This window comes from Spirosoma validum (assembly GCF_014699035.1).
Classification (GTDB): Bacteria; Bacteroidota; Bacteroidia; order Cytophagales; family Spirosomataceae; genus Spirosoma; species Spirosoma validum.
In genome coordinates, this window is record NZ_JACXAA010000020.1 from 44,735 (window position 1) to 63,363 (window position 18,629).

The window sequence follows — 18,629 nt, forward strand, 5'->3', positions numbered from 1 at the left end:
ATTAACGCGTTAATTCATCATACCGTTGTGTAATTCGGCTAATTGCCACTTCGCGCTTTTCATCATTGAATTTCAGACGATTTGCACGTGCATATTTCCGTAATTCTTTTGCCTGATCTGGAAACAGGTTCAGTACTGAACGTTTTGATTTTACTTCGTAAAAAGCGCCGTCTTTTTGAATGATGTACCGATCTTTCTGTAAATAATCGCCTTTGTAGGTGCCTCCCGAAATGTCTTCGTGAATCGTTTTAAGCCGTTTAGCCAGCGCTTTTGCCTTTCCGTTATAAATGATTTCATAGAAACCCGTCCGGATACCAGCAACACTGTCGCCCACAATGCGGGCAAATCGGTGAGGTCCTAACGAAAAGGCAGAAATTTTATCGGTTTCCAATCGAAGCCGATAGCCACCACCGGGAGGCTGAACGACTAATTCATCACGCACAATGTCGTAGATCATGGCTACGTCCCGGTACTGTATGCCCTTATAGACAACCGTTCCGACCTGCAAACTATCGACTACGTAGTATGGGTGAATCTTAATACGTGGGTCGTGATTGATATATTGATTGCCTTCGTACACGTGGGCTTGCATCTTCACCGTACGTTCATATAGTGCAGTCGCCTGGCTGCGGGCCGCGTACACAAACGAACTGTCGATCGGCTTAGCCATCTGCCCAAAGACACCGTTACTCAAGAAGAAAATAAGTACGATCGCTACGGTAGAAAAGCGCATACGTTTAGATCACAGAATGAAAACACTAGTATAGCAAAAAAGCAACTGGAAAATGAATAAATAAAGACTTGATCATTGAATTCATACTTTTAATTGTATGCCAGGAGTCAATTTAAGCCAGGTTTTTATCCATCTCACAGTACGTAGAGTACGTACAATCAGAAAAGGTTGTGGCGTTCAGATCCATTTTCTCTAAAAGCAATTCGCACAGATGACTTGTGGTATTATGAGTCCGGAGCAGCATTGCAGATTACGTCAAACTTCGCTACGAGGTGGTAGTCCGATATAGTTCATTGTCATCCCCGAACAAGTATATACTGTTTGTCCATCTGGTTTCTGAGCGTCGATTAAACTTATTTTGATTGCGCCAACTTTGGCTAATCAATGAATGAGATCCTATAAGTAGGAACGTAATGCTATTTTCTTACTGTTTTCTCTCTGACTATCAGCCATTTGATATTAAGAAAAGTTTCGCACAATACTATGCTGGGTGCAGCCAAACAGTGAACAACACAATGACTAGGTTGTGTGAGACAGGCTGCACGTCCCGACAGACAGGCTTCTTTACTTGCTTGGCAGCTTCGGTTGACACTAGAAACGCCCCGAGTAGACAATTGGACAAACCGAATTTATTCCGTTGTTTAGCTATACGCTTTGATGTGAAAAGCATCGTACTCTTAATTATTCACATGACAGAACTTTCTTTTGATTATTGGAATAAACTAGCTGGACAATTCATTGTAATAAGCTCTTTACTTGGTGGTTTCTCTCTGTCGGTGATCATCCCGCTCATTGAAGCCAAGTCAGACAGTAAGATCATGAATTACGTATTCCGCAGTGTGGTCATTGCAACAGCCTCTTTTCTAATATCAATTTTTGCAATGACCAAAATCCTTATGGTCACCAGTCAAGGATTCCCCTTTAAAGTATCTAGTAGTGCTTTAAGCTTCCCAAGAATTGTTGGATTTGCCTCTTTTATAGTCGGATTATTGGCAATAATAGCCGTACTGTCACTTTCTGGCTGGCTTAGATCCCATTCAATGAAAAGGTTCACCATCATTGTAGGACTGTTAACTTTACTTCTAATTTTTGCTATGATAGTTTAGAATGTCAGCAATTATCCATTGAACGTTGCTGAAAATCTGGACCCTTTAGTGTGTTTAGCTCCGCGCGGGTTGGTTGTCGGGCGACAGCTTGCACGTCCAGAGGGAAAGCCGCCAACCCAACCAGACAAGGATGTAAAGGTCGAGGTAACGTAATGAAATGAGCTAATTCGCATACCATCAGCCCTTGTTGGCGTTGGGTGTACCATGTACCCAGAGTGTCAAAATTTTTTTTAACGTAAATAGTAGTATGCTTTCAAGTAAAGACTACTCGACAATGACACTGGAAGAATTAGTGTCAGAAGAGAAAAAGATGAAATCAAAAACAACTACAGTCCCAACTGCTTTGTGCGTAGGCTTTTTAGTTGGCGTTGCTATTTGGTCGGCTACACATAAAGGAGGTTTTTTCCTTACTGGTGGTTTGCTAATTTTTGCTGCTGTGATTAGTTCCAGATATTCAAAAAACCTGAAGAGCATCCAGTCGGAAATAAGCCGCAGGGATACTGTTCGTTAATTGGCGTCGAAGTGCCACGGTTCATCGGATAGGCAGTACGTCCAGCAACAGGACGGTTTCGGCTCATTCGGTGGCTTCGGTTGACAGGCCAACCGCCCCGTAGGTCGGGTGTAGTTTTGTGTATTGGGTAAGTGGATTTAATCATAAATGAAAATGGCAACTGACGATCTGTTAAAGCAGGTAGATTTCATCAAGGAAATTGACAAACTCAAGTACATACAGCGTAAAACCAAGCTATTTAACAGCAACAGGCATGAAAATGATGCAGAACATAGCTGGCATTTAGCTATGATGACAATCGTTTTAGCAGAGCATTCCGATGTTCCAATTGATGTCCTGAAAGTCCTTAAAATGGTCTTGATTCATGATCTTGTGGAGATTGATGCAGGAGATACCTTTATCTATGACACGCAAAAAAATCATACCAATACCAATGAGGAATTAGTGGCGGCAAAGCGAATATTTGGCTTGCTACCACAAAAGCAGGCTGATGAGTTCATTGCTATTTGGGAAGAATTTGAAGGAGGCCTAACGGCTGAAGCAAAATTTGCACGAGCCATGGACAGATTTGAACCGCTGTTACAAAATACGTCAAATGATGGTGGAACCTGGGCGGAGTTTGATGTAAGCTACCAAAAGGTATATGACAAGAAAAAGGCTATCAAAAATGGGTCAACCATACTTTGGAATTACGCGGAGAGCTTGATCAATCAAAGTGTTGATAATGGCATACTAAAAAAGGAAAAGTTAGACTAATTCGCTTTAGGTGAGCATGCTTTTGGCACCCGGAGTAACATACACACAGGGCGCTGATTACCTAAGTTAGTGGCCCATTCGGTCGACAGCCAAAGGTTCCACTAACTTAGATGGCAACAGCTTATTAATCCAGACTACGGCAATCGATACGCCACTACGTAATCGCCTGGCTTTGTTCCTAGTTTTCCGTGTCCGCCAGCGGCAATCACTACGTATTGCTGGCCGTTTACTTGATACGTCATGGGGGTAGCCTGACCTCCGGCGGGTAGTGGCACTTCCCACTGCAAACTTCCGTCCTGAGTCTTAAACGCCCGCAAATGTCCGTCCAGACTGGCGGCAACAAACACTAATCCGCCCGCTGTGGCAATAGCTCCCCCTAAATTTAGGGAACCCCATTGTTTGGCTTGCGGGTATTTTGTCACATCCATCATATAGCCTAAGGGTACCTCCCATGCCAATGATCCTTTCTGAAGATTTATGGCTACCAATGTGCCCCAGGGCGGTGGCGTTTGCATTATCAGGCCCTGTTCATTTTTGGTAAACAAATAGCTTCGTTTCACTACGTAGGGCGTTCCAGCCTGCATGCCGGTTTCGGCCCGGAGTAAATCCTGATCATATTTCACGGTTTCAGCCAGTTTCTCACGGGGTAGCAAGCGAATCACGGCGGCCATCCGATTCACGTTTGTCAATAGCAAGCCTGACTGAGGATCGTAGCACATGCCGCCCCAGTGGATACCCCCCACATTCCCCGGCACCATGAGACTCCCCTGAAGCGAAGGGGGCGTAAAAAGTCCCTCATACCGAAGCCCATCGATGCGTTGCTCAGCAGCTGCTTTATCAGTAGGGGTCAATCCCCAGGCTTCTGGCTTTCGTAAACCCAAGGCGGGAAGTGTCGTTGGAATCGGTTGAGTAGGAAAAGCTTCTTCACCAGCAACCGTCGATTTAGGCACGGGCTGCTCTTCGACGGGCAGAAGCGGAACACCCGTTTCGCGATGCAGGATAAATATGTGGCCCATTTTGGTTCCGACCGCTACAGCCGGAATCGTTTTACCATTTTGCGTAAAGGGCAGCAACAAGGGCTGCGCGGCATTGTCGTAATCCCAGATGTCGTGGTGAACCGTCTGAAAATGCCAGACGACTTTCCCCGTCGAGGCTCGAATGGCTACGATAGAGCTGGCGTACAGGTTCTTGCCCAATCGTTCGCCACCGTAATAATCCGGACTTGGACTGGTGGTGGGAACAAACACCAGATCTCGTTCGGCATCGGCGGAAATAATCGACCAGGCATTAGCCGCCCCCGTTTGCGTGGCATTTGGTCCTTTCCAGGTATCGAAACCCGCATCGCCTTTTGTGCGGGGAATTGGATCCCAGCTCCAACGTAGCCCACCGGTCACGGCATCGTACGCTCGCACAACCCCTCGCTCATAATTGAAGCGGTTGTTATCGCCCATCGATGAGCCAACCACAATCGTATTGCCGATAACTGCGGGTGGCGACGTAACGCTGATGTTGCCAACGCCCTGCCGTAAATCAACACTACCCTCTTTCCCGAACGTAGCAATGGGTTTACCCGTCAAGGCATCCAGCGCAACGAGTCGTCCGTCTAGTGTAGCTACGAAAATGCGTTTGTTTGCACGAGTCGTCGCGCTTTTATCGCCGGGCACAGGCCAGACCGAAACACCCCTTGACGTAATTTCAGATAAATCCTGGCGTAGATACACATCAGGGGTATACATCCATTTTTTCTGGCCGGTGGCGGCATCAATGGCAAAAACCCGCGACGTCGGCGTACTGAAAAATAGCGTCCCATCGACCATGATCGGCGTAGCCTCGAAGGCAGCTTTTTCAGCAGCATCGGTCCCTTTGTACTGTTCCAGTTCGCCCGTTCGGAACGTCCAGGCTACCGTGAGCTGCTTTACATTAGCTGGATTTATTTGCGTTAACGGTGAAAACCGCATCCCGCCCGCATCGTTCCCATACGCAGGCCATTCCACAGTACTAGCTACTTGATTTTGCCCAACGACGGCAACAGACTGACTAAATATCAGGAGCGTAATACTCACCAGTTGACCTATGCAATTCGCCTTATTTATAAGTTTCATAAAAAACGGATTATAACCACAGAGACACAGAGAACACGGATTATAGAAGCGTCAAATCCTTGTATACTTTGTGGCTCTGTGGTCAAAGATGAGTTTATACCTTTAAGCCAAACAAAATCCGTGATAGCTTGAACGGTCGTATCACTAGTAAATAAACAGCTGTACAGACGGCAAATGACGAAAGACTTATGACCAGAAAACCGTCGTAAACGCCCAGGCTGGTCCGTGTTAGCACGTAGTAGCCGATCAGTATAATGGCGGTTTGGTGCAAGATGTAGAACGGGTAAACTGCTTCGTTCAGATAAGGCAATAGGCGGTGATTTTTGTTAAGGTATCGATACCCATACGCAACGGTTGCCAACACCGAAAACCACGTAACACCGAGACCGTTGAAGCTAAAAAGTGTAATCAATAACCTCGAATTATCATAAGTCTCAGCACTAACAAAAACCCGGAAACTGTATAGAATAGCGGTGCAGATCAGCGTAGCTACCAGGAAATAATGCCGCTGATCCGTAATCGTTTGCCAGAAATCACGTCGACTGATCAGAACATACCCTAACCAGAACAAGATCAGGTTTTTCGTAAAATAAGCCCAGTCATTGACTAATGCATGCGTTTCGTTCGGAAAGAACCCGCCCAGCACTATGTCGTTAAGGAGCAAGAAACCAACCAGCCACAAAGCCCCACCAGGTCGGGCAATCAGCCGCCCGATTCGATCGACGAAGCGTTGACCCGTATTACTTTTTAGCCAGCGGAATATAGGGATGCTAATGAGTGAATACAGAAACAAATACGCAACAAACCACAAATGGTGCCAGCTAAACGCTCCACCTTTGCCCCCATCCTGATACGGTTGAAAGGTAAAAACTTCCGGGTAAAAGTCGGTATAACTACCTGTAAATCTGCCACGAAATAGCCATTCCGCATAAATCTGGGGCGGCACGATAATAAACATACCAAACACAAGCGGCACAAACAAACGCCGGACGCGTTCGCTTGCATATGAACCGAGCGAGCACTTACGTAACGCGAAAAACGTACCAGCGCCGGAGATGAAAAACAAAAGTGGCATTCGCCAGCGGTGCAGCCATACCATAACCTCCTGCATCGACTGGCTGTGTTCGGCGCTTTTGATGTGAAAATCCCACGAGACGTAGATCATGCCGGTATGGTAAAACACCAGCGTTATGATGGCAATGACACGGAGCCAGTCGAGGTCGTATCGTCGAGCGCCTTGGGCAAAGGGCAGAGGGTTCGGGGCTGTGGGTAAGGGGTTGATGGCAAACGGTTTGGTCTGGGAGATGTCAACTCGTGTTTGGGCTTCCATGAGCTTTTTGTTGGTTTCGTACCCAAAATTGGCTTTTCACCATCCGAAACGCCCTATCTTCCGATAAACACGAAGTTCGCGCCGACCGGCAAGAACTCAATTTATCAACAAACCCTATGCCCCTACGCATCATGCCCCCTGTCCAAGGCTTTTTGCCCGATACTGGGCGGGCGTTTGATCAGTCAATCGTTTAAACGTAGTATGAAACGCTGACGTTGAGTTATAGCCGACTCGCTCCGAAATTTCTTCGATTTTAAGGTGTGCCGTGGTGGGGTCGTTCAAGAGTAACTTCGCTTCCGCAATACGATACGTCGCCAGCCAATCGAAGAAGCTTTGTCCCAACCGGTCGTTGAGCAATTGCGAAAGATGATGCGGAGACGTATTGAGTCGGCTGGCTAGTTTTGGCAGGGAGAGATCACTTTCCAGGTAAGGTTTTTCCGTCTGGAGTAGCTGAGCCAGCTTCGCCAATACGGCGTCTTCCAGCTCTTCCGACAGCGCCGATTTTTCGTATTTCTTCTTTGGTTCGGGCGATCGTTCGTCCGTTGGTTCAGCTAGAGGCTGTTCGTCTTTAAAAAACGTTGAGCCACGCATGACCAGATAACTGGTTATATAAATAATTCCGGTTACGTAACAGGCCAGAATATAATCGCCCAGATCTTCATAATACTGGGGTTTGATTAAACTGATAACGATTGGAAAGGATACGTTCAGAAGCGTCAGATTACGCAGTTGCCCCAGTTGAATAGATGACTTCCCAGAAAACCGATCCCCCGATTGACGATACGCTTTCCAGACAACCAGACATGCCCAAACGCCATAAATCAGGCAACTCAACAAGGTTATTTCGGTAACGTAATCGCGCAGATGCGTAAAGTCCGTTGGGATGTAATCCATTGAACGGACATAAGCTAGCTCCGGGTGATAAGCATGGATATACGAATTGTATTTGAATTCAATCGGCTGATAAAACCAGGTTACTGAATTAGCCGCCCAGACGCCAAAGGGAATCAGATGCCAGCCCCAACCCCGGGGCAGTCGGTGATGAATCCGGGCAAAGACAAAGAAAAAATAGAGCGGTCCTACCAGGAAATTAAAAGGCTCAGAAAAATCGATCAGCCACAGAACGCGAAACATGTAGTTCGTGTAGCAGAGAAAAATCTCGGTTATAATGGCTGCCAGGGCCAGCATAAATAGCCCCAGACAGCGGTTCGCTACGTTGCCTCCCCGATCGCCTGTCTGGCCGGATGGAGTCAGGAAAAAGACGCCCAGAAATAGACCCTGTGCGATACCCAGCAAAATGGCCAGCGCTGATACGTTCAGGTGAATGGGGAGTGTTTGCATCGACACATCGTTACGTAGCGAAAGATAAAAAAAAGACCTATAAGGTTTTAAAAACCTTATAGGTCCGGACTACTGGCAAACCTACTTTTTTATCGAATCTCTAACTCGAAGGGCATCCGCATCTGAATTCCTTCCATCGTTTTGAGTTTTTTCATATACTTTACATACGGGGCCAGCTCACCAAGCTGGGCCTGAATTCGGCTCTCTTCATCGCCACCGAATGAACTCATTATCTGCTCAAAGAAGGGCTTTTTTCGGGGTTGGTATTTTAACTTATAATCGCCGTCTTTGAGTTTAGCTGACTGAGCGGCTAGTTTAACGGCATCATCCAACCCACCGAGTTGATCGACCAGACCAAGCGCTTTTCCCTGAATTCCTGTCCAGACGCGGCCGCCCGCAATGGCCCGAATGCTATCCACAGGGAGCTTACGACCAGCAGCGGCTTTGCTGGTAAAATCAGCATAGATACGTTCCGTCGAGCGTTGCATGGTCTGCTTCTGGAACGGTGTCATCTCGTGCGTAGCGGCCGGAAAATCCGCGTTCTCGTTGGTTTTTACCCGATCGAACGTAACGCCGAGCTTGTCTTTTAGAAACGTTTCCGTGTTGAATAACAGCGCGAATACGCCAATCGAACCGGTAATTGTGTTTGGTTCCGCAACAATCTTGTTACAACCCATCAGCATATAATACCCACCGGATGCCGCATAGTCAGACATTGATCCGATAACGGGTTTCGCTTTTCGGGCCAACTCGACTTCACGGTACATTATGTCCGACGCTAGTGCGCTGCCGCCACCCGAGTTGACACGTAGCACGATGGCTTTCACTTTATCATCTAATCTCGCTTTTCGTAATTCCTCAACAATGGTTTCGGAACCGATGCTGTTGTCGCCGTTCTTACCAGTATGGATATCCCCCGTAGCCACGATCACCGCTATGCGATTTGAACCGCTTCCTTCGGCATCATCTTTTTCCGACTGCTCGTATTTACTCAGCGATACGTAGTTGATTTTCTTTTTTTCGGCAACGCCCAATTGCTTCCGAATAACGCTTTCCAGTTCATCCTGATAGCCAACGTTGGTAATCAGTTTCGTACGTAGCGCATCTTCGGGTTTCTGAATGGTTAGCTTGTCGGCGTACTGTTTGAGCGAATCGACCCGCAGGTTTCGGCTCTGCGCCACCCGAACCAGCATATGGTCGTTGATCGAGTTCAGAAAGGAGGTCACCTGAAGTTTGTTGGGTTCGCTCATGTTTTCGCGAATGAACGGCTCAATGGCGCTTTTAAACTCCCCTACCCGGAAAATTTCAGGTTTTACCCCCAGTTTATCGAGCGTTCCTTTAAAGAACGACAGTTCTGCATTCAGGCCGTTCCACTCAAGATCACCGGCGGGGTTGAGGTAGATTTTATCGGCTACTGACGCCAGGTAATACCCCTTTTCACTCATCGACTCGGAATAGACGTAAACGAATTTCTTCGATTGTTTAAAGTCGATCAGTGCATTGCGGATTTCTTCGAGCGAGGCCCAGCCGGCGGTCGGCGATTCGGTTTGAAGATATATGCCTTTGATATTATCGTCCTCTTTAGCGTTTTTGAGCGATTGTTTCAGTTCAATTAATCCAATAGCATCCCCGGATGATCGAACCGGACCAAAGTCACTAAATGGATTTTCACTGCTCCGCTCTTCAATAGGTTTATCTAAATCAAGCTTCAATACGGAGTTGGCACTAACGGTCGTCTTGCTGTCCGACGAGGAAAACGCAGCACCTATGCCTAACAGTAATAAAAAGCCAACGAACGAGAAAAGCATTAGCCCGACAATGGTAGCCAATACGTACTTAAGAAACTGTCGCATGAATCAGATTAAGTAAAAGACCTTTCTTTAACAGGTCCTATACAAATATAACCCGGAAGTAAGTTTCCGGGTTATAAAAGTGTTAAGTGCGTAAAAATAACGGACGAATGGCAAAAGGGCATGGGGTTAGGGGCAGAGGTAAAGCTCGATTGATTAGCCCTCTGCCCCTAACCCCATGCTAAACTACATCAGCTTATAATCGTTGATTGAGGCCTGAATCACTTCCCACGCTTCGGCTTGTCCATAAATGCTGGCCAACTCCATTATGGCGGGTTCTTCAGGCAATGTTTTGTAAGTCAGGAAATAGTGGCGTAACCGCTTCACAACGGCTTCGGGCAGTTGACCAAGCTCCGTAAACTGACCATACATAGCATCGCCCTTCAAAACGGCGATGATTTTATCATCGGCTTCACCCTTGTCGATAAGCCGAAATCCTCCAATAGGAATGGCCTGCAAAATAATATCGCCATGGGTGATATCACGCTCGGTCAATACGCAAATATCGAGTGGGTCACCATCCCCTTTCTCAATCGTCTTTCCCGCTTTCTCCGTAGCCAGCCGGGCAATTCCTTCACCACAATACGTTTGCGGTACAAAGCCGTAGAGAGCCGGTAATACGTTGGAGTATTGTTGAGGGCGGTCAATTTTCAGATAGCCCGTCGTTTTATCGATTTCGTACTTCATTGTATCGGTCGGTACAATCTCAATAAAGGCCGTCACTTGCTGTGGGGCTAAATTTCCGATCGGAATACCATGCCAGGGATGTGCTTTAAAATTACTCTTCATTCGATTTTATGTAACTGGTTGTATTAATTGATTTTGATTATTACACTGCAAACCTAGGCAACTGGTTGTTCAGTCGGTATTTTTTTCTCAGAAAATCCTACTTTTTCGGCGACAAGGTGATCACCGGAACGATTCAGATTCTGCCGTACGAGCATTTCGCCCAGGAAACCAGCTAAAAATAACTGGACGCCAAGAATAATAGCGACTAACCCAAAGAAGAACAACGGGTTATCCGTTACGTTACGAAATTTAACACCCCGAGAAATATTAATTAATTTTTCGGCAATAAGCCAGATGGCCAACACGGATCCAATAAAGAACGACAACGTACCGAACGTACCAAAAAAGTGCATGGGCCGCTTGCTGAACCGGTGAACGAAGCCAATAACCAGTACGTCCAGAAATCCGTTGACGAACCGTTCCAGACCAAATTTCGTCGTACCGTATTTGCGGGCCCGATGCTGCACTACCTTCTCGCCAATTCGGCGAAACCCATTCCAGTTGGCCACAATCGGCAGATTCCGGTGCATATCGCCGTAGAGCGAAGGCGCAATGACTTTCACGACTTTCTGCCGATAAGCTTTCAGACCGCAGTTAAAATCGTGCAGTTGTACGCCCGAAATCCAGCGCGAAACGGCATTAAAGAGTTTAGTCGGCAGGGTTTTCGTGATTGGATCGTAGCGCTTCTGCTTCCAGCCTGATACCAGATCGTAATGGTCCTGCGTAATCATGCGGTACAGCTCCGGAATTTCGTCGGGGCTATCCTGTAAATCAGCGTCCATCGTAATCACAACTTGCCCGCGAACGGCTTGAAAACCAGACTGCAACGCCATTGTTTTGCCATAATTCCGGTTAAACCGAATTCCGCGTACGTTCGGATTCACTACTGCCAGTCGTTCAACAACGGCCCACGACTCATCCGTGCTTCCGTCATCGACAAACAGAATTTCGTAGGTAAACTGGTGTTCCGTCACGACCCGCACAATCCAGTCGTGCAGCTCGGGAAGTGACTCTTCTTCGTTATAAAGCGGAATCAGAATGGTCAGTTGAGGTGATTCGGTCATGTACTGATTGATGCTAGTCAGTTTAAGACGTATTTATAACGTTATCCGGATAGCATTAATTCTCCTGGTGTAAAGGTCGCAAGAGAATTAGAAAATCAGGTAAAAATCGCGAAGCAATGCTCGAAATTCTCCTGTAAACGTCTGACCATTATGTTCATAAACAGCCAACGATTGCTCAGTAATCGACTCCTTATCGAACGAAAACCCCGTTACGAACCGAAACGCAGGCTTTTGCGTGTGATGCCGCAGCAAAAGACGTTGAAACGGAAACAACCCGTTTTCGCCAGCCAATTTGGTAAGCTTCTCCGTTTCGTAAGGTGGCAATAATACCCACCACTGCCCCGTCGGTTTCATTAACCGGACGACAGCCGCAATCAACTCGTCAAACGAAAGCTCATCCGTATGCAGGGCGCGATTCACGGCCGCATCGGGCGAACGCAGGTGGTTTGTGTAGAAAGGTGGGTTTGTCAGAATCCGGTCATACGTAGCGGCACTGACAAAATCCTGAATCCGGGTATGCACTACGTTGATTCTGGCCGCAAATGGGCTAGCCGTTACGTTCTCAGTAGCCTGCGCAAACGCAGAGTCATCCACTTCAACGGCGTCAATAATTGCCAGTGGGTTACGTTGTGCGGCCATAAGCGCTAGTAAACCCGTTCCAGTGCCAATGTCGAGAATACGCGCCGTTCGCGCCTTCGCATCGACGTCCGTTACGTTCGCATATGCTCCCAGCACACACGCATCCGTACAGACCTTCATGGCCGTGCGGTCCTGCTGAATAGTGAATTGTTTGAAGCGGAACATGAATCGGGATTTAGTAGCCTGGCTGGACTACAACGCTATTTTCGCCCAAAATCAGCGGGATTTTCACCCCAGACGGTGGTCTCCCATTTCAGGACGGGATTGGCAAATTTATGGGTCTGGAGCCAGGTTTCAGCTCGGTCGAGAAGGTCAAAGAGTTCAGTATTTCGAGCTGTCTCTTCCAGCTTCGTATTGGCTTTCTTCTTCTTGACCCAACCAATAGCCGTTCGAGAATCGGAGTATACAGGAATGTTGCTACCTTTTTGATGAAGCAATGCCAGGGCATGAACGATGGCCAGAAATTCGCCGATATTATTGGTACCATCGGCATAGGGGCCTTTTAGAAACAACCGTTGTTTAGTGCCTAAATAAATTCCCTGATACTCCATATCGCCCGTAGCCGTGTTCCAGGCAGCATCGACTACCAAACTATCCTGAATAGGCGAACCGACTAATCCAGCTAATTTCCCCTGCTGACCCGCTGGTTTTGGCGTCTGTCCGATATGAAGATGCGGCTTATCTTTGAACGCTTTTAGCGCGGCCGCTTTCGTATCGAACGATTTAAACAAAGGTTTGGCGAACCCGTCTGTCTGTACTTTGGCTTCATCCCAACTATCATAAACGCCGGGTTTGCGTCCTTGCCAGACAACATAAAATTTTGGCTTTTTCGAAGACATTGACCTACCAGATTCGATGCACAGGATAAAGATCAAAAGCAGAATCGATAGTTATAACCGGAACGTTATCAACGATTGACTGTGCAATAATCAATCGATCGAAAGGGTCTTTGTGATGCTGCTGCAAATTGCTTAGAAGAAATGTATGGCGAAGTTCAATTGGGTACAATTTGTAATCGTATAAGGCTAACTGCTCTTCAATCAATGTATCAAAAGGCTTCGCAAATACTAGACTCTCTAAATTACATTTAATTGCCATCTCCCAAATACTGGCCATACTTAACCAACATATTTCATTGGATTCAATAAGTTGCCTTGCTGTCTGACTCAATTTACTATCGCCAGTGGCATGCCAAATAAACGCCTGCGTGTCAATAATATAAGCCATTATTCATACTCTTCAAACCCTTCTGGTATGTTGTCAAACCCAGGAAGAACAGTGATTAACCCTTTTGCATTTCCAAAAAGAGAAGCTCGTTTTTGAGTCAGCGATATAGCGTCATTCTTCTGAGCGGTATACTTACTTTCTAGAAAATCAATAAAGTCAATAACTTCTTTCTGTAGATTATCTGGCAAAGCTTCATATTTTTTTACAACTAAAGCGTCCATATTGGATTTGCAGCGGTTGATTTACTACCAAAGTAACGAGTTTCTTTTTTAAATTGTCTCTCGGTTACTACTCTCTTGCCTAAAATACATTTTGCACATTAACCTTGTTTGCCTAGCTAGCTTATAAACAAAAAAGCCTTACTGATAACAGCAAGGCCCTTTACAAAGATCAATCCCATCACTCGTTATCTCGAAATCCTGACCAGATCAGGTAAGAAAATAGACCGACGACGACTCCTAAACCTATCGTACGCGCTACGTGAAAGGAGATTGGTGGCGGCATATCGACAATCCCATTCTCATCCGTCACGGCTGCCTGCTTAACGTAACGTCCATCCGAAGAGGGTATAGACCGGGCTTCAAAATCGTGCGCCAGTTTGTTCAGGCCCAGTTCAAGATCAAGGCCGCGCACCGATACGCCATGTCCCGTTCCAGCCGCTAACGGATTCAGATGATTTAGCTTAAGAACTGATTTTTTGGCGGCCTCCCAATCGCAGGTGAAATAGGCTGGTGGGCCGTGAAACTCTTCGCGCTGGGTGGCTACGGCCGTAATAGCGTTCTGATTGGTCGTTACAAACGCATCGCCTGCAATAAGCGTCCGATCTTTGTCGCGGAACAGCGAGATGTGACCAGGTGCGTGACCAGGCGTATGAATAGCGCGCCAATCGGGAAGTTCGGGAATTTTACCATCGTCGGCAAGTACCTGAATGCGATCGCCAAAATCACTGGGACCAATCGGAAAGATCCACGACATATACGCCATAGCCCCCCCGCCAATAGCCGGGTCTGGTGGCGGATAACTTGACTTACCCTGCAAGTAAGGAAGTTCAAGTCTGTGCGCGTAAACCGGTACGTCCCATTCTTCGAGCAACGCTTTAAGCGAACCCGTATGATCGGCGTGCCCGTGTGTTAGAACAATTGCCTTTGGTTGATTACCTTTTCCAAACAGCTCCTCAGCTTTCTTTTTAATGTTACTCGCATAACCCATAACGCCCGCATCGACTAGTACCCAGGATTTACCTTCACCGGGTTCGCCAATAAAAAAAACATTGACAAACAGGGTTTTCAGACCCGCCACATCGTGCGTTACGTCGTAGGGCGATTTGAGACTGTTATCACTAATATCAGCCGGTTCATCCAGTTCAATTTCGCTTTCCATGTGTGTTGAGTTTAGTTTAATGCTCAACCTACAGATCAACTCGATTGTTCGGCAAACTGCGGAAATGGGTTACATACTCAGCTACTCTCTTCCCAAACCTGCGCTACGTTCACAATGACCTCAACGGCTTTCTGCATATCCTGCACCGACACCCACTCTAGTCGCGAGTGGAAGGCGTGTTCACCCGCAAAAATATTCGGGCATGGCAATCCCATAAACGAGAGTCGTGAGCCATCCGTACCGCCCCGAATGCTACGTCGTTCGGCAGACAGGCCCACCCGCCTGATGGCTTCGAGAGCGTTATCAACGACGGCGGGGTGCTGATCCAGTACGTCCTTCATATTCCGATACTGTTCCTTGACCACGAACTGCGCTGACGAACCGGGATAGTTGATCAATACGTCATTTAGCTGGTTTTGCAGATACGTTTCCTTTTCGTGTAAACCTACTTCCGTAAAATCACGGATAATGAATTCCAGCACGGCCTGATCCTGATTTCCCTCCATACGCGTCGGGTGCACGAAGCCTTCTTTTTCCTCGGTTGTCTCGGGAGAAAGAGCGCCCTTCGGTAAGACAGCCAGCAGATCAGCGGCAATTTTCAAGGCATTTTCGAGTTTACCTTTCGCAAAACCGGGGTGCGTACTAACGCCCTGAATGGTAATTTTAACCGCATCGGCGGAGAAGGTTTCGTCTTCCAGCGTACCGAGCGCTTCGCCATCAATCGTATACCCAAAATCGGCACCGAGCTTCTGAATATCGACTTTCTCCGTACCACGCCCAACCTCTTCATCCGGTGTGAACAACAGCCGAATCCGACCGTGCTTAATCGCTGGATGCGTCAGTAGATAATGCGCTGCGTCCATAATTTCGGCCACACCCGCTTTGTTATCGGCTCCTAACAACGTAGTGCCGCTGGCCGTGATAATGTCGTTACCGATCTGATGATTCAGATCTGGATGATCAGCCACGCGAATAACCTGATTGGGATCATCCGGCAACGTAATGTCGGAACCGTTCCATTTTTGGTGAATAATTGGCTTCACGCCTTCCCCCGTTACATCAGGTGACGTATCGACGTGCGAGCAGAAGCATATGGTCGGCACAGTAGCTTTGTCGGTGTTAGCCGGAATGGTTGCATAAACATATCCCCACTCATCGAGTTCAGCGTCGGCAATGCCCATCTCAAGCAGTTCCTCCACCAATACGCGACTCAGGTTTTTCTGTTTCTCCGTGCTCGGATTCGTCGCGGATTGCGGGTCCGATTGCGTGTCGATCTGCACGTAGCGCAGGAAGCGCTCAACGGCGCCGGGCCAACGTTCGGTGAATTGGTAAGTTTGCATAGCGATTGAAGAAGCCTATTTTTTTTCGGGTTCGATCATGTCCCACAGGTTTCCGTAGAGATCTTCAAAAACAGCGACGGTACCGTACGGTTCCACGGATGGTCTTCGGACAATCGTAATGTTGTGTTCCAGTAAGTTCTGATAATCCCGGTCGAAGTTGTCCGTATATAGGAAGAGAAAAACACGACCTCCTGTTTGATTGCCAACCCGGCTTTTCTGTTCGCCCGTGACGGCTTTTGCCAATAACAACCGACATCCATCCGATCCAGCAGGCGCAACAACAACCCAGCGTTTGCTTTCACTCATCGGCGTATCCTCGATAAGATCGAAGTGCAGTTTCTTCGTATAAAACTCAATCGCTTCGTCATAATCCCTGACGACTAACGCTATTTGGGCAAGTTGTTGTTTCAAGAGGATCAGTCTGTAACGCGGGCAGGAACCCGCCATTTTAATAGTCGCGGGTTTCCACCGCACGGGCCGGCGGACCACCCGCGTTACGAGTTTATTCTAATATAGATACCAGATCAGCTGGGGAGTAATTCACGCTTTTGAGCGTCTTATGGTCAGCGTCCCGATACACTAAATACTTACCATCCGATTCAATAAAATGACAGGGAAAGCCTTTTGCCTGGTATTCTGCTACGGTTGCTTCAGCTTCGGCAACGGTGAGGCAGGCCTTGCTCATGTTCGAGCGTTGTACTTCATCAAACAGGGCTTTGAATTTATTCCCCAGACCAAACTCCAGCACAGCGCCCGACAATACGTATTGCAAATCGCAAAGCGCATCAGCAACAGCAACAAGATCACCTTCACCAATGGCCTCGCGCAGCTCATCGAGTTCTTCGGCAAGGAGCGCAACGCGGAGCTGGCAGCGGGCTTCAGATGGTATCTGGGGAGTTTCTAAAACAGGGGCATGAAAGGTGCGGTGAAACTCCGCGACCTGATTAAGCGAGTCGGGTTGTTGCATAATGGGAAGTAAAGAATGAAGAGTGAACAATGAAGAATAAAGCTTATTACTCAACTAGATTCTTCATTGTTCACTCTTCATTCTTCACTGATTTTTAGTTTTCTTCCTCGCTGGTGAAGGAGTATAGCGTATTATCCAGCGACAAGGTATTGGCTTTGAAATTGCGGATGAAGTTTTCGATAACCTCGTCAGTGACTTCTTCTACGTTCAGGCACACATCCAGTGCAATGCCATAGTCTGACTCCAGGTCAACTTCTACGTGTTCCTGCACTTTCACCGTTTCGGTTTCCTCAATCTCGTCAATGATTTCCGTTAAAGCGGTTTCGGCTTCCTCTTCCAGTTCGGGAGAGATTTTGTAAGACAGCTGGCGATCTTCGGGGGGTATATAATCGGGGTAGGTCTTGCGTACTTGTTCCAGGGCCATTTCGTATACCAAACTGCTGTGATGCAGCCGAAGTGTATAAAACAACGTATCGAAAATTACTTCCTGCCCCTGATACTGGCCTGGAAACTGAATGTGAACACATTCGCCTTCATCCAGCGTGTCTAAATCGTCGTCTTCAACATACACGAACGATTTACCTTCCTGACTACACTCTTCTTTGAGTGCGTTGATTTCTTCAGGGTCGTACCCTTCATTTTTGTAATTTGCCATAGGCAAATGTAAGGAAGAAGAAACAGAGGAAAAAGCCAGGGAAGCGATAGCTTACTCATCGATCCGTTGACGAGTAAACCAGCGATAAGGCAAATCACCCCAGAACTGAATAACTTCGCCACTCATTTACGCACATCATTTGACACTATGAAGTCTGTACTTATAACGGGCGCTTCCGGAAACTTGGGAATCAGCCTTGTCAACCAACTACACAACGACGGCTATCGTATTCTTGCTACGGTAGGCTCTGAAAAGAATCTGGACGTTTTCAATCAATTACCGAATGTAAACACTCATGTCGTCGATCTGCTAAATTCGATAGAGGTCACTAATTTTTTCGATAAGATCATTGATGAGCCTATCCACGCTGCCGCTTTGTTAGTGGGTGGTTTTACGGCGGGAGGCCTTCATGAAACCGAGGTTGACGATCTGGATAAAATGTATAAACTCAACTTTCTAACTGCTTTCAACGTAGTAAAACCCTTGCTGAGTATTTTCGAAGCTCAGGGCGGAGGACAGTTTATATTCATCGGCGCTCGCCCTGCCATCAGTGCAGAAGCGGGCAAAAATCTGGTTGCTTATTCACTAAGCAAAGCCCTGATTTTTGAGTTAGCTAACCTAGTGAACGCACACGGCAAAGGGAAGCAAATTTCGGCAACAGTCATTGTACCTAGTACTATCGACACGCCGATTAACCGACAGGCAATGCCCGAGGCTGATCCGCTAAAATGGATAACGCCTGAAGCCATTAGCAAAGCCATCGCCTTTATTTTGTCGGACACGGGGCAGGCAATCAGCGAACCCGTTTTGAAATTATACAATCAATCGTAGATACAACG

20 protein-coding genes are annotated in these 18,629 nt (G+C 47.2%); 4 read left to right on the plus strand and 16 right to left on the minus strand.

Annotated elements, in window-relative coordinates:
- Position 1: 1 nt before the first annotated feature.
- On the minus strand, positions 2-733 hold the full coding sequence (locus tag IC230_RS30930) for a hypothetical protein (RefSeq protein WP_191042946.1): 732 nt from the start codon (positions 731-733) through the stop codon (positions 2-4).
- 689 nt (positions 734-1,422) lie between these two features.
- On the opposite strand from IC230_RS30930, the gene IC230_RS30935 reads away from it, so the two are divergent.
- From IC230_RS30935 to IC230_RS30945, 3 genes are all read left to right on the plus strand, one after another.
- Complete coding sequence (locus IC230_RS30935) at positions 1,423-1,839, plus strand: hypothetical protein (RefSeq protein WP_191042947.1); 417 nt, start codon at positions 1,423-1,425, stop codon at positions 1,837-1,839.
- Positions 1,840-2,086: 247 nt separating this feature from the next.
- A complete protein-coding gene (locus IC230_RS30940; protein ID WP_191042948.1) occupies positions 2,087-2,350 on the plus strand; it encodes a hypothetical protein in 264 nt (87 codons plus the stop codon).
- A 153-nt stretch (positions 2,351-2,503) separates the two neighbouring features.
- Positions 2,504-3,106, plus strand: coding sequence for an HD domain-containing protein (locus IC230_RS30945; protein WP_191042949.1), 603 nt, complete (start codon positions 2,504-2,506; stop codon positions 3,104-3,106).
- A 134-nt stretch (positions 3,107-3,240) separates the two neighbouring features.
- Here the strand turns inward: IC230_RS30945 and IC230_RS30950 are convergent, their stop codons facing one another.
- The 15 genes from IC230_RS30950 to IC230_RS31020 all read right to left on the minus strand — a co-directional run bounded on the left by IC230_RS30950 (position 3,241) and on the right by IC230_RS31020 (position 17,790).
- The gene (locus tag IC230_RS30950) at positions 3,241-5,208 is read right to left on the minus strand and encodes a pyrroloquinoline quinone-dependent dehydrogenase (protein WP_191042950.1); all 1,968 of its coding nucleotides are present in this window, start codon (positions 5,206-5,208) and stop codon (positions 3,241-3,243) included.
- A gap of 94 nt (positions 5,209-5,302) precedes the next feature.
- Positions 5,303-6,538, minus strand: coding sequence for an acyltransferase family protein (locus IC230_RS30955; RefSeq protein WP_191042951.1), 1,236 nt, complete (start codon positions 6,536-6,538; stop codon positions 5,303-5,305).
- Between the two features lie 129 nt (positions 6,539-6,667).
- Positions 6,668-7,879: a helix-turn-helix domain-containing protein gene (locus tag IC230_RS30960; protein WP_191042952.1), complete on the minus strand. Its 1,212-nt coding sequence runs from the start codon at positions 7,877-7,879 to the stop codon at positions 6,668-6,670.
- 89 nt (positions 7,880-7,968) lie between these two features.
- A complete protein-coding gene (gene sppA, locus IC230_RS30965) occupies positions 7,969-9,732 on the minus strand; it encodes a signal peptide peptidase SppA (RefSeq protein WP_191042953.1) in 1,764 nt (587 codons plus the stop codon).
- Between the two features lie 183 nt (positions 9,733-9,915).
- Entirely contained in the window at positions 9,916-10,518 is a 603-nt protein-coding gene (locus IC230_RS30970) for an inorganic pyrophosphatase (RefSeq protein WP_191042954.1), read from the minus strand.
- A gap of 53 nt (positions 10,519-10,571) precedes the next feature.
- Entirely contained in the window at positions 10,572-11,582 is a 1,011-nt protein-coding gene (locus IC230_RS30975; RefSeq protein ID WP_191042955.1) for a glycosyltransferase family 2 protein, read from the minus strand.
- A gap of 87 nt (positions 11,583-11,669) precedes the next feature.
- Positions 11,670-12,386 (minus strand): tRNA1(Val) (adenine(37)-N6)-methyltransferase, encoded by a 717-nt coding sequence (locus IC230_RS30980; RefSeq protein ID WP_191042956.1) that lies wholly within the window; start codon positions 12,384-12,386, stop codon positions 11,670-11,672.
- 35 nt (positions 12,387-12,421) lie between these two features.
- Complete coding sequence (locus IC230_RS30985; protein ID WP_191042957.1) at positions 12,422-13,060, minus strand: ribonuclease H1 domain-containing protein; 639 nt, start codon at positions 13,058-13,060, stop codon at positions 12,422-12,424.
- A 4-nt stretch (positions 13,061-13,064) separates the two neighbouring features.
- Positions 13,065-13,448, minus strand: coding sequence for a type II toxin-antitoxin system VapC family toxin (locus IC230_RS30990; protein WP_191042958.1), 384 nt, complete (start codon positions 13,446-13,448; stop codon positions 13,065-13,067).
- Positions 13,448-13,669: a DUF2281 domain-containing protein gene (locus tag IC230_RS30995; RefSeq protein WP_191042959.1), complete on the minus strand. Its 222-nt coding sequence runs from the start codon at positions 13,667-13,669 to the stop codon at positions 13,448-13,450. The genes IC230_RS30990 and IC230_RS30995 overlap by 1 nt, the downstream gene beginning before the upstream one ends.
- Before the next feature lie 178 nt (positions 13,670-13,847).
- Entirely contained in the window at positions 13,848-14,828 is a 981-nt protein-coding gene (locus tag IC230_RS31000) for an MBL fold metallo-hydrolase (protein WP_191042960.1), read from the minus strand.
- Positions 14,829-14,905: 77 nt separating this feature from the next.
- Entirely contained in the window at positions 14,906-16,168 is a 1,263-nt protein-coding gene (gene pepT, locus IC230_RS31005) for a peptidase T (RefSeq protein ID WP_191042961.1), read from the minus strand.
- 15 nt (positions 16,169-16,183) lie between these two features.
- Positions 16,184-16,579 carry a VOC family protein gene (locus IC230_RS31010; protein ID WP_191042962.1) on the minus strand — a complete coding sequence of 132 codons (396 nt, stop codon included), beginning with the start codon at positions 16,577-16,579 and terminating at the stop codon, positions 16,184-16,186.
- 91 nt (positions 16,580-16,670) lie between these two features.
- Positions 16,671-17,135 carry a pyrophosphohydrolase domain-containing protein gene (locus tag IC230_RS31015; protein ID WP_191042963.1) on the minus strand — a complete coding sequence of 155 codons (465 nt, stop codon included), beginning with the start codon at positions 17,133-17,135 and terminating at the stop codon, positions 16,671-16,673.
- A gap of 94 nt (positions 17,136-17,229) precedes the next feature.
- A complete protein-coding gene (locus IC230_RS31020; protein ID WP_191042964.1) occupies positions 17,230-17,790 on the minus strand; it encodes a hypothetical protein in 561 nt (186 codons plus the stop codon).
- Between the two features lie 147 nt (positions 17,791-17,937).
- Here IC230_RS31020 and IC230_RS31025 point away from each other — a divergent pair, with 147 nt between their 5' ends.
- Positions 17,938-18,621, plus strand: coding sequence for an SDR family NAD(P)-dependent oxidoreductase (locus IC230_RS31025; RefSeq protein ID WP_191042965.1), 684 nt, complete (start codon positions 17,938-17,940; stop codon positions 18,619-18,621).
- The last annotated feature ends 8 nt before the right edge of the window (positions 18,622-18,629 follow it).

What these genes read in the sequence shown, in the direction of transcription:
- IC230_RS31020 (WP_191042964.1), bottom strand. Translation starts at nt 17,790, where the DNA reads ATGGCAAATTACAAAAATGAAGGGTACGACCCTGAAGAAATCAACGCA.
- IC230_RS31015 (WP_191042963.1), bottom strand. Translation starts at nt 17,135, where the DNA reads ATGCAACAACCCGACTCGCTTAATCAGGTCGCGGAGTTTCACCGCACC.
- IC230_RS30950 (WP_191042950.1), bottom strand. Translation starts at nt 5,208, where the DNA reads ATGAAACTTATAAATAAGGCGAATTGCATAGGTCAACTGGTGAGTATT.
- IC230_RS30930 (WP_191042946.1), bottom strand. Translation starts at nt 733, where the DNA reads ATGCGCTTTTCTACCGTAGCGATCGTACTTATTTTCTTCTTGAGTAAC.
- IC230_RS30980 (WP_191042956.1), bottom strand. Translation starts at nt 12,386, where the DNA reads ATGTTCCGCTTCAAACAATTCACTATTCAGCAGGACCGCACGGCCATG.
- sppA (WP_191042953.1), bottom strand. Translation starts at nt 9,732, where the DNA reads ATGCGACAGTTTCTTAAGTACGTATTGGCTACCATTGTCGGGCTAATG.
- IC230_RS30995 (WP_191042959.1), bottom strand. Translation starts at nt 13,669, where the DNA reads ATGGACGCTTTAGTTGTAAAAAAATATGAAGCTTTGCCAGATAATCTA.
- IC230_RS30975 (WP_191042955.1), bottom strand. Translation starts at nt 11,582, where the DNA reads ATGACCGAATCACCTCAACTGACCATTCTGATTCCGCTTTATAACGAA.
- IC230_RS30960 (WP_191042952.1), bottom strand. Translation starts at nt 7,879, where the DNA reads ATGCAAACACTCCCCATTCACCTGAACGTATCAGCGCTGGCCATTTTG.
- IC230_RS30945 (WP_191042949.1), top strand. Translation starts at nt 2,504, where the DNA reads ATGGCAACTGACGATCTGTTAAAGCAGGTAGATTTCATCAAGGAAATT.
- IC230_RS30970 (WP_191042954.1), bottom strand. Translation starts at nt 10,518, where the DNA reads ATGAAGAGTAATTTTAAAGCACATCCCTGGCATGGTATTCCGATCGGA.
- IC230_RS30955 (WP_191042951.1), bottom strand. Translation starts at nt 6,538, where the DNA reads ATGGAAGCCCAAACACGAGTTGACATCTCCCAGACCAAACCGTTTGCC.
- IC230_RS30985 (WP_191042957.1), bottom strand. Translation starts at nt 13,060, where the DNA reads ATGTCTTCGAAAAAGCCAAAATTTTATGTTGTCTGGCAAGGACGCAAA.
- pepT (WP_191042961.1), bottom strand. Translation starts at nt 16,168, where the DNA reads ATGCAAACTTACCAATTCACCGAACGTTGGCCCGGCGCCGTTGAGCGC.
- IC230_RS30935 (WP_191042947.1), top strand. Translation starts at nt 1,423, where the DNA reads ATGACAGAACTTTCTTTTGATTATTGGAATAAACTAGCTGGACAATTC.
- IC230_RS31000 (WP_191042960.1), bottom strand. Translation starts at nt 14,828, where the DNA reads ATGGAAAGCGAAATTGAACTGGATGAACCGGCTGATATTAGTGATAAC.
- IC230_RS31025 (WP_191042965.1), top strand. Translation starts at nt 17,938, where the DNA reads ATGAAGTCTGTACTTATAACGGGCGCTTCCGGAAACTTGGGAATCAGC.
- IC230_RS30940 (WP_191042948.1), top strand. Translation starts at nt 2,087, where the DNA reads ATGCTTTCAAGTAAAGACTACTCGACAATGACACTGGAAGAATTAGTG.
- IC230_RS30990 (WP_191042958.1), bottom strand. Translation starts at nt 13,448, where the DNA reads ATGGCTTATATTATTGACACGCAGGCGTTTATTTGGCATGCCACTGGC.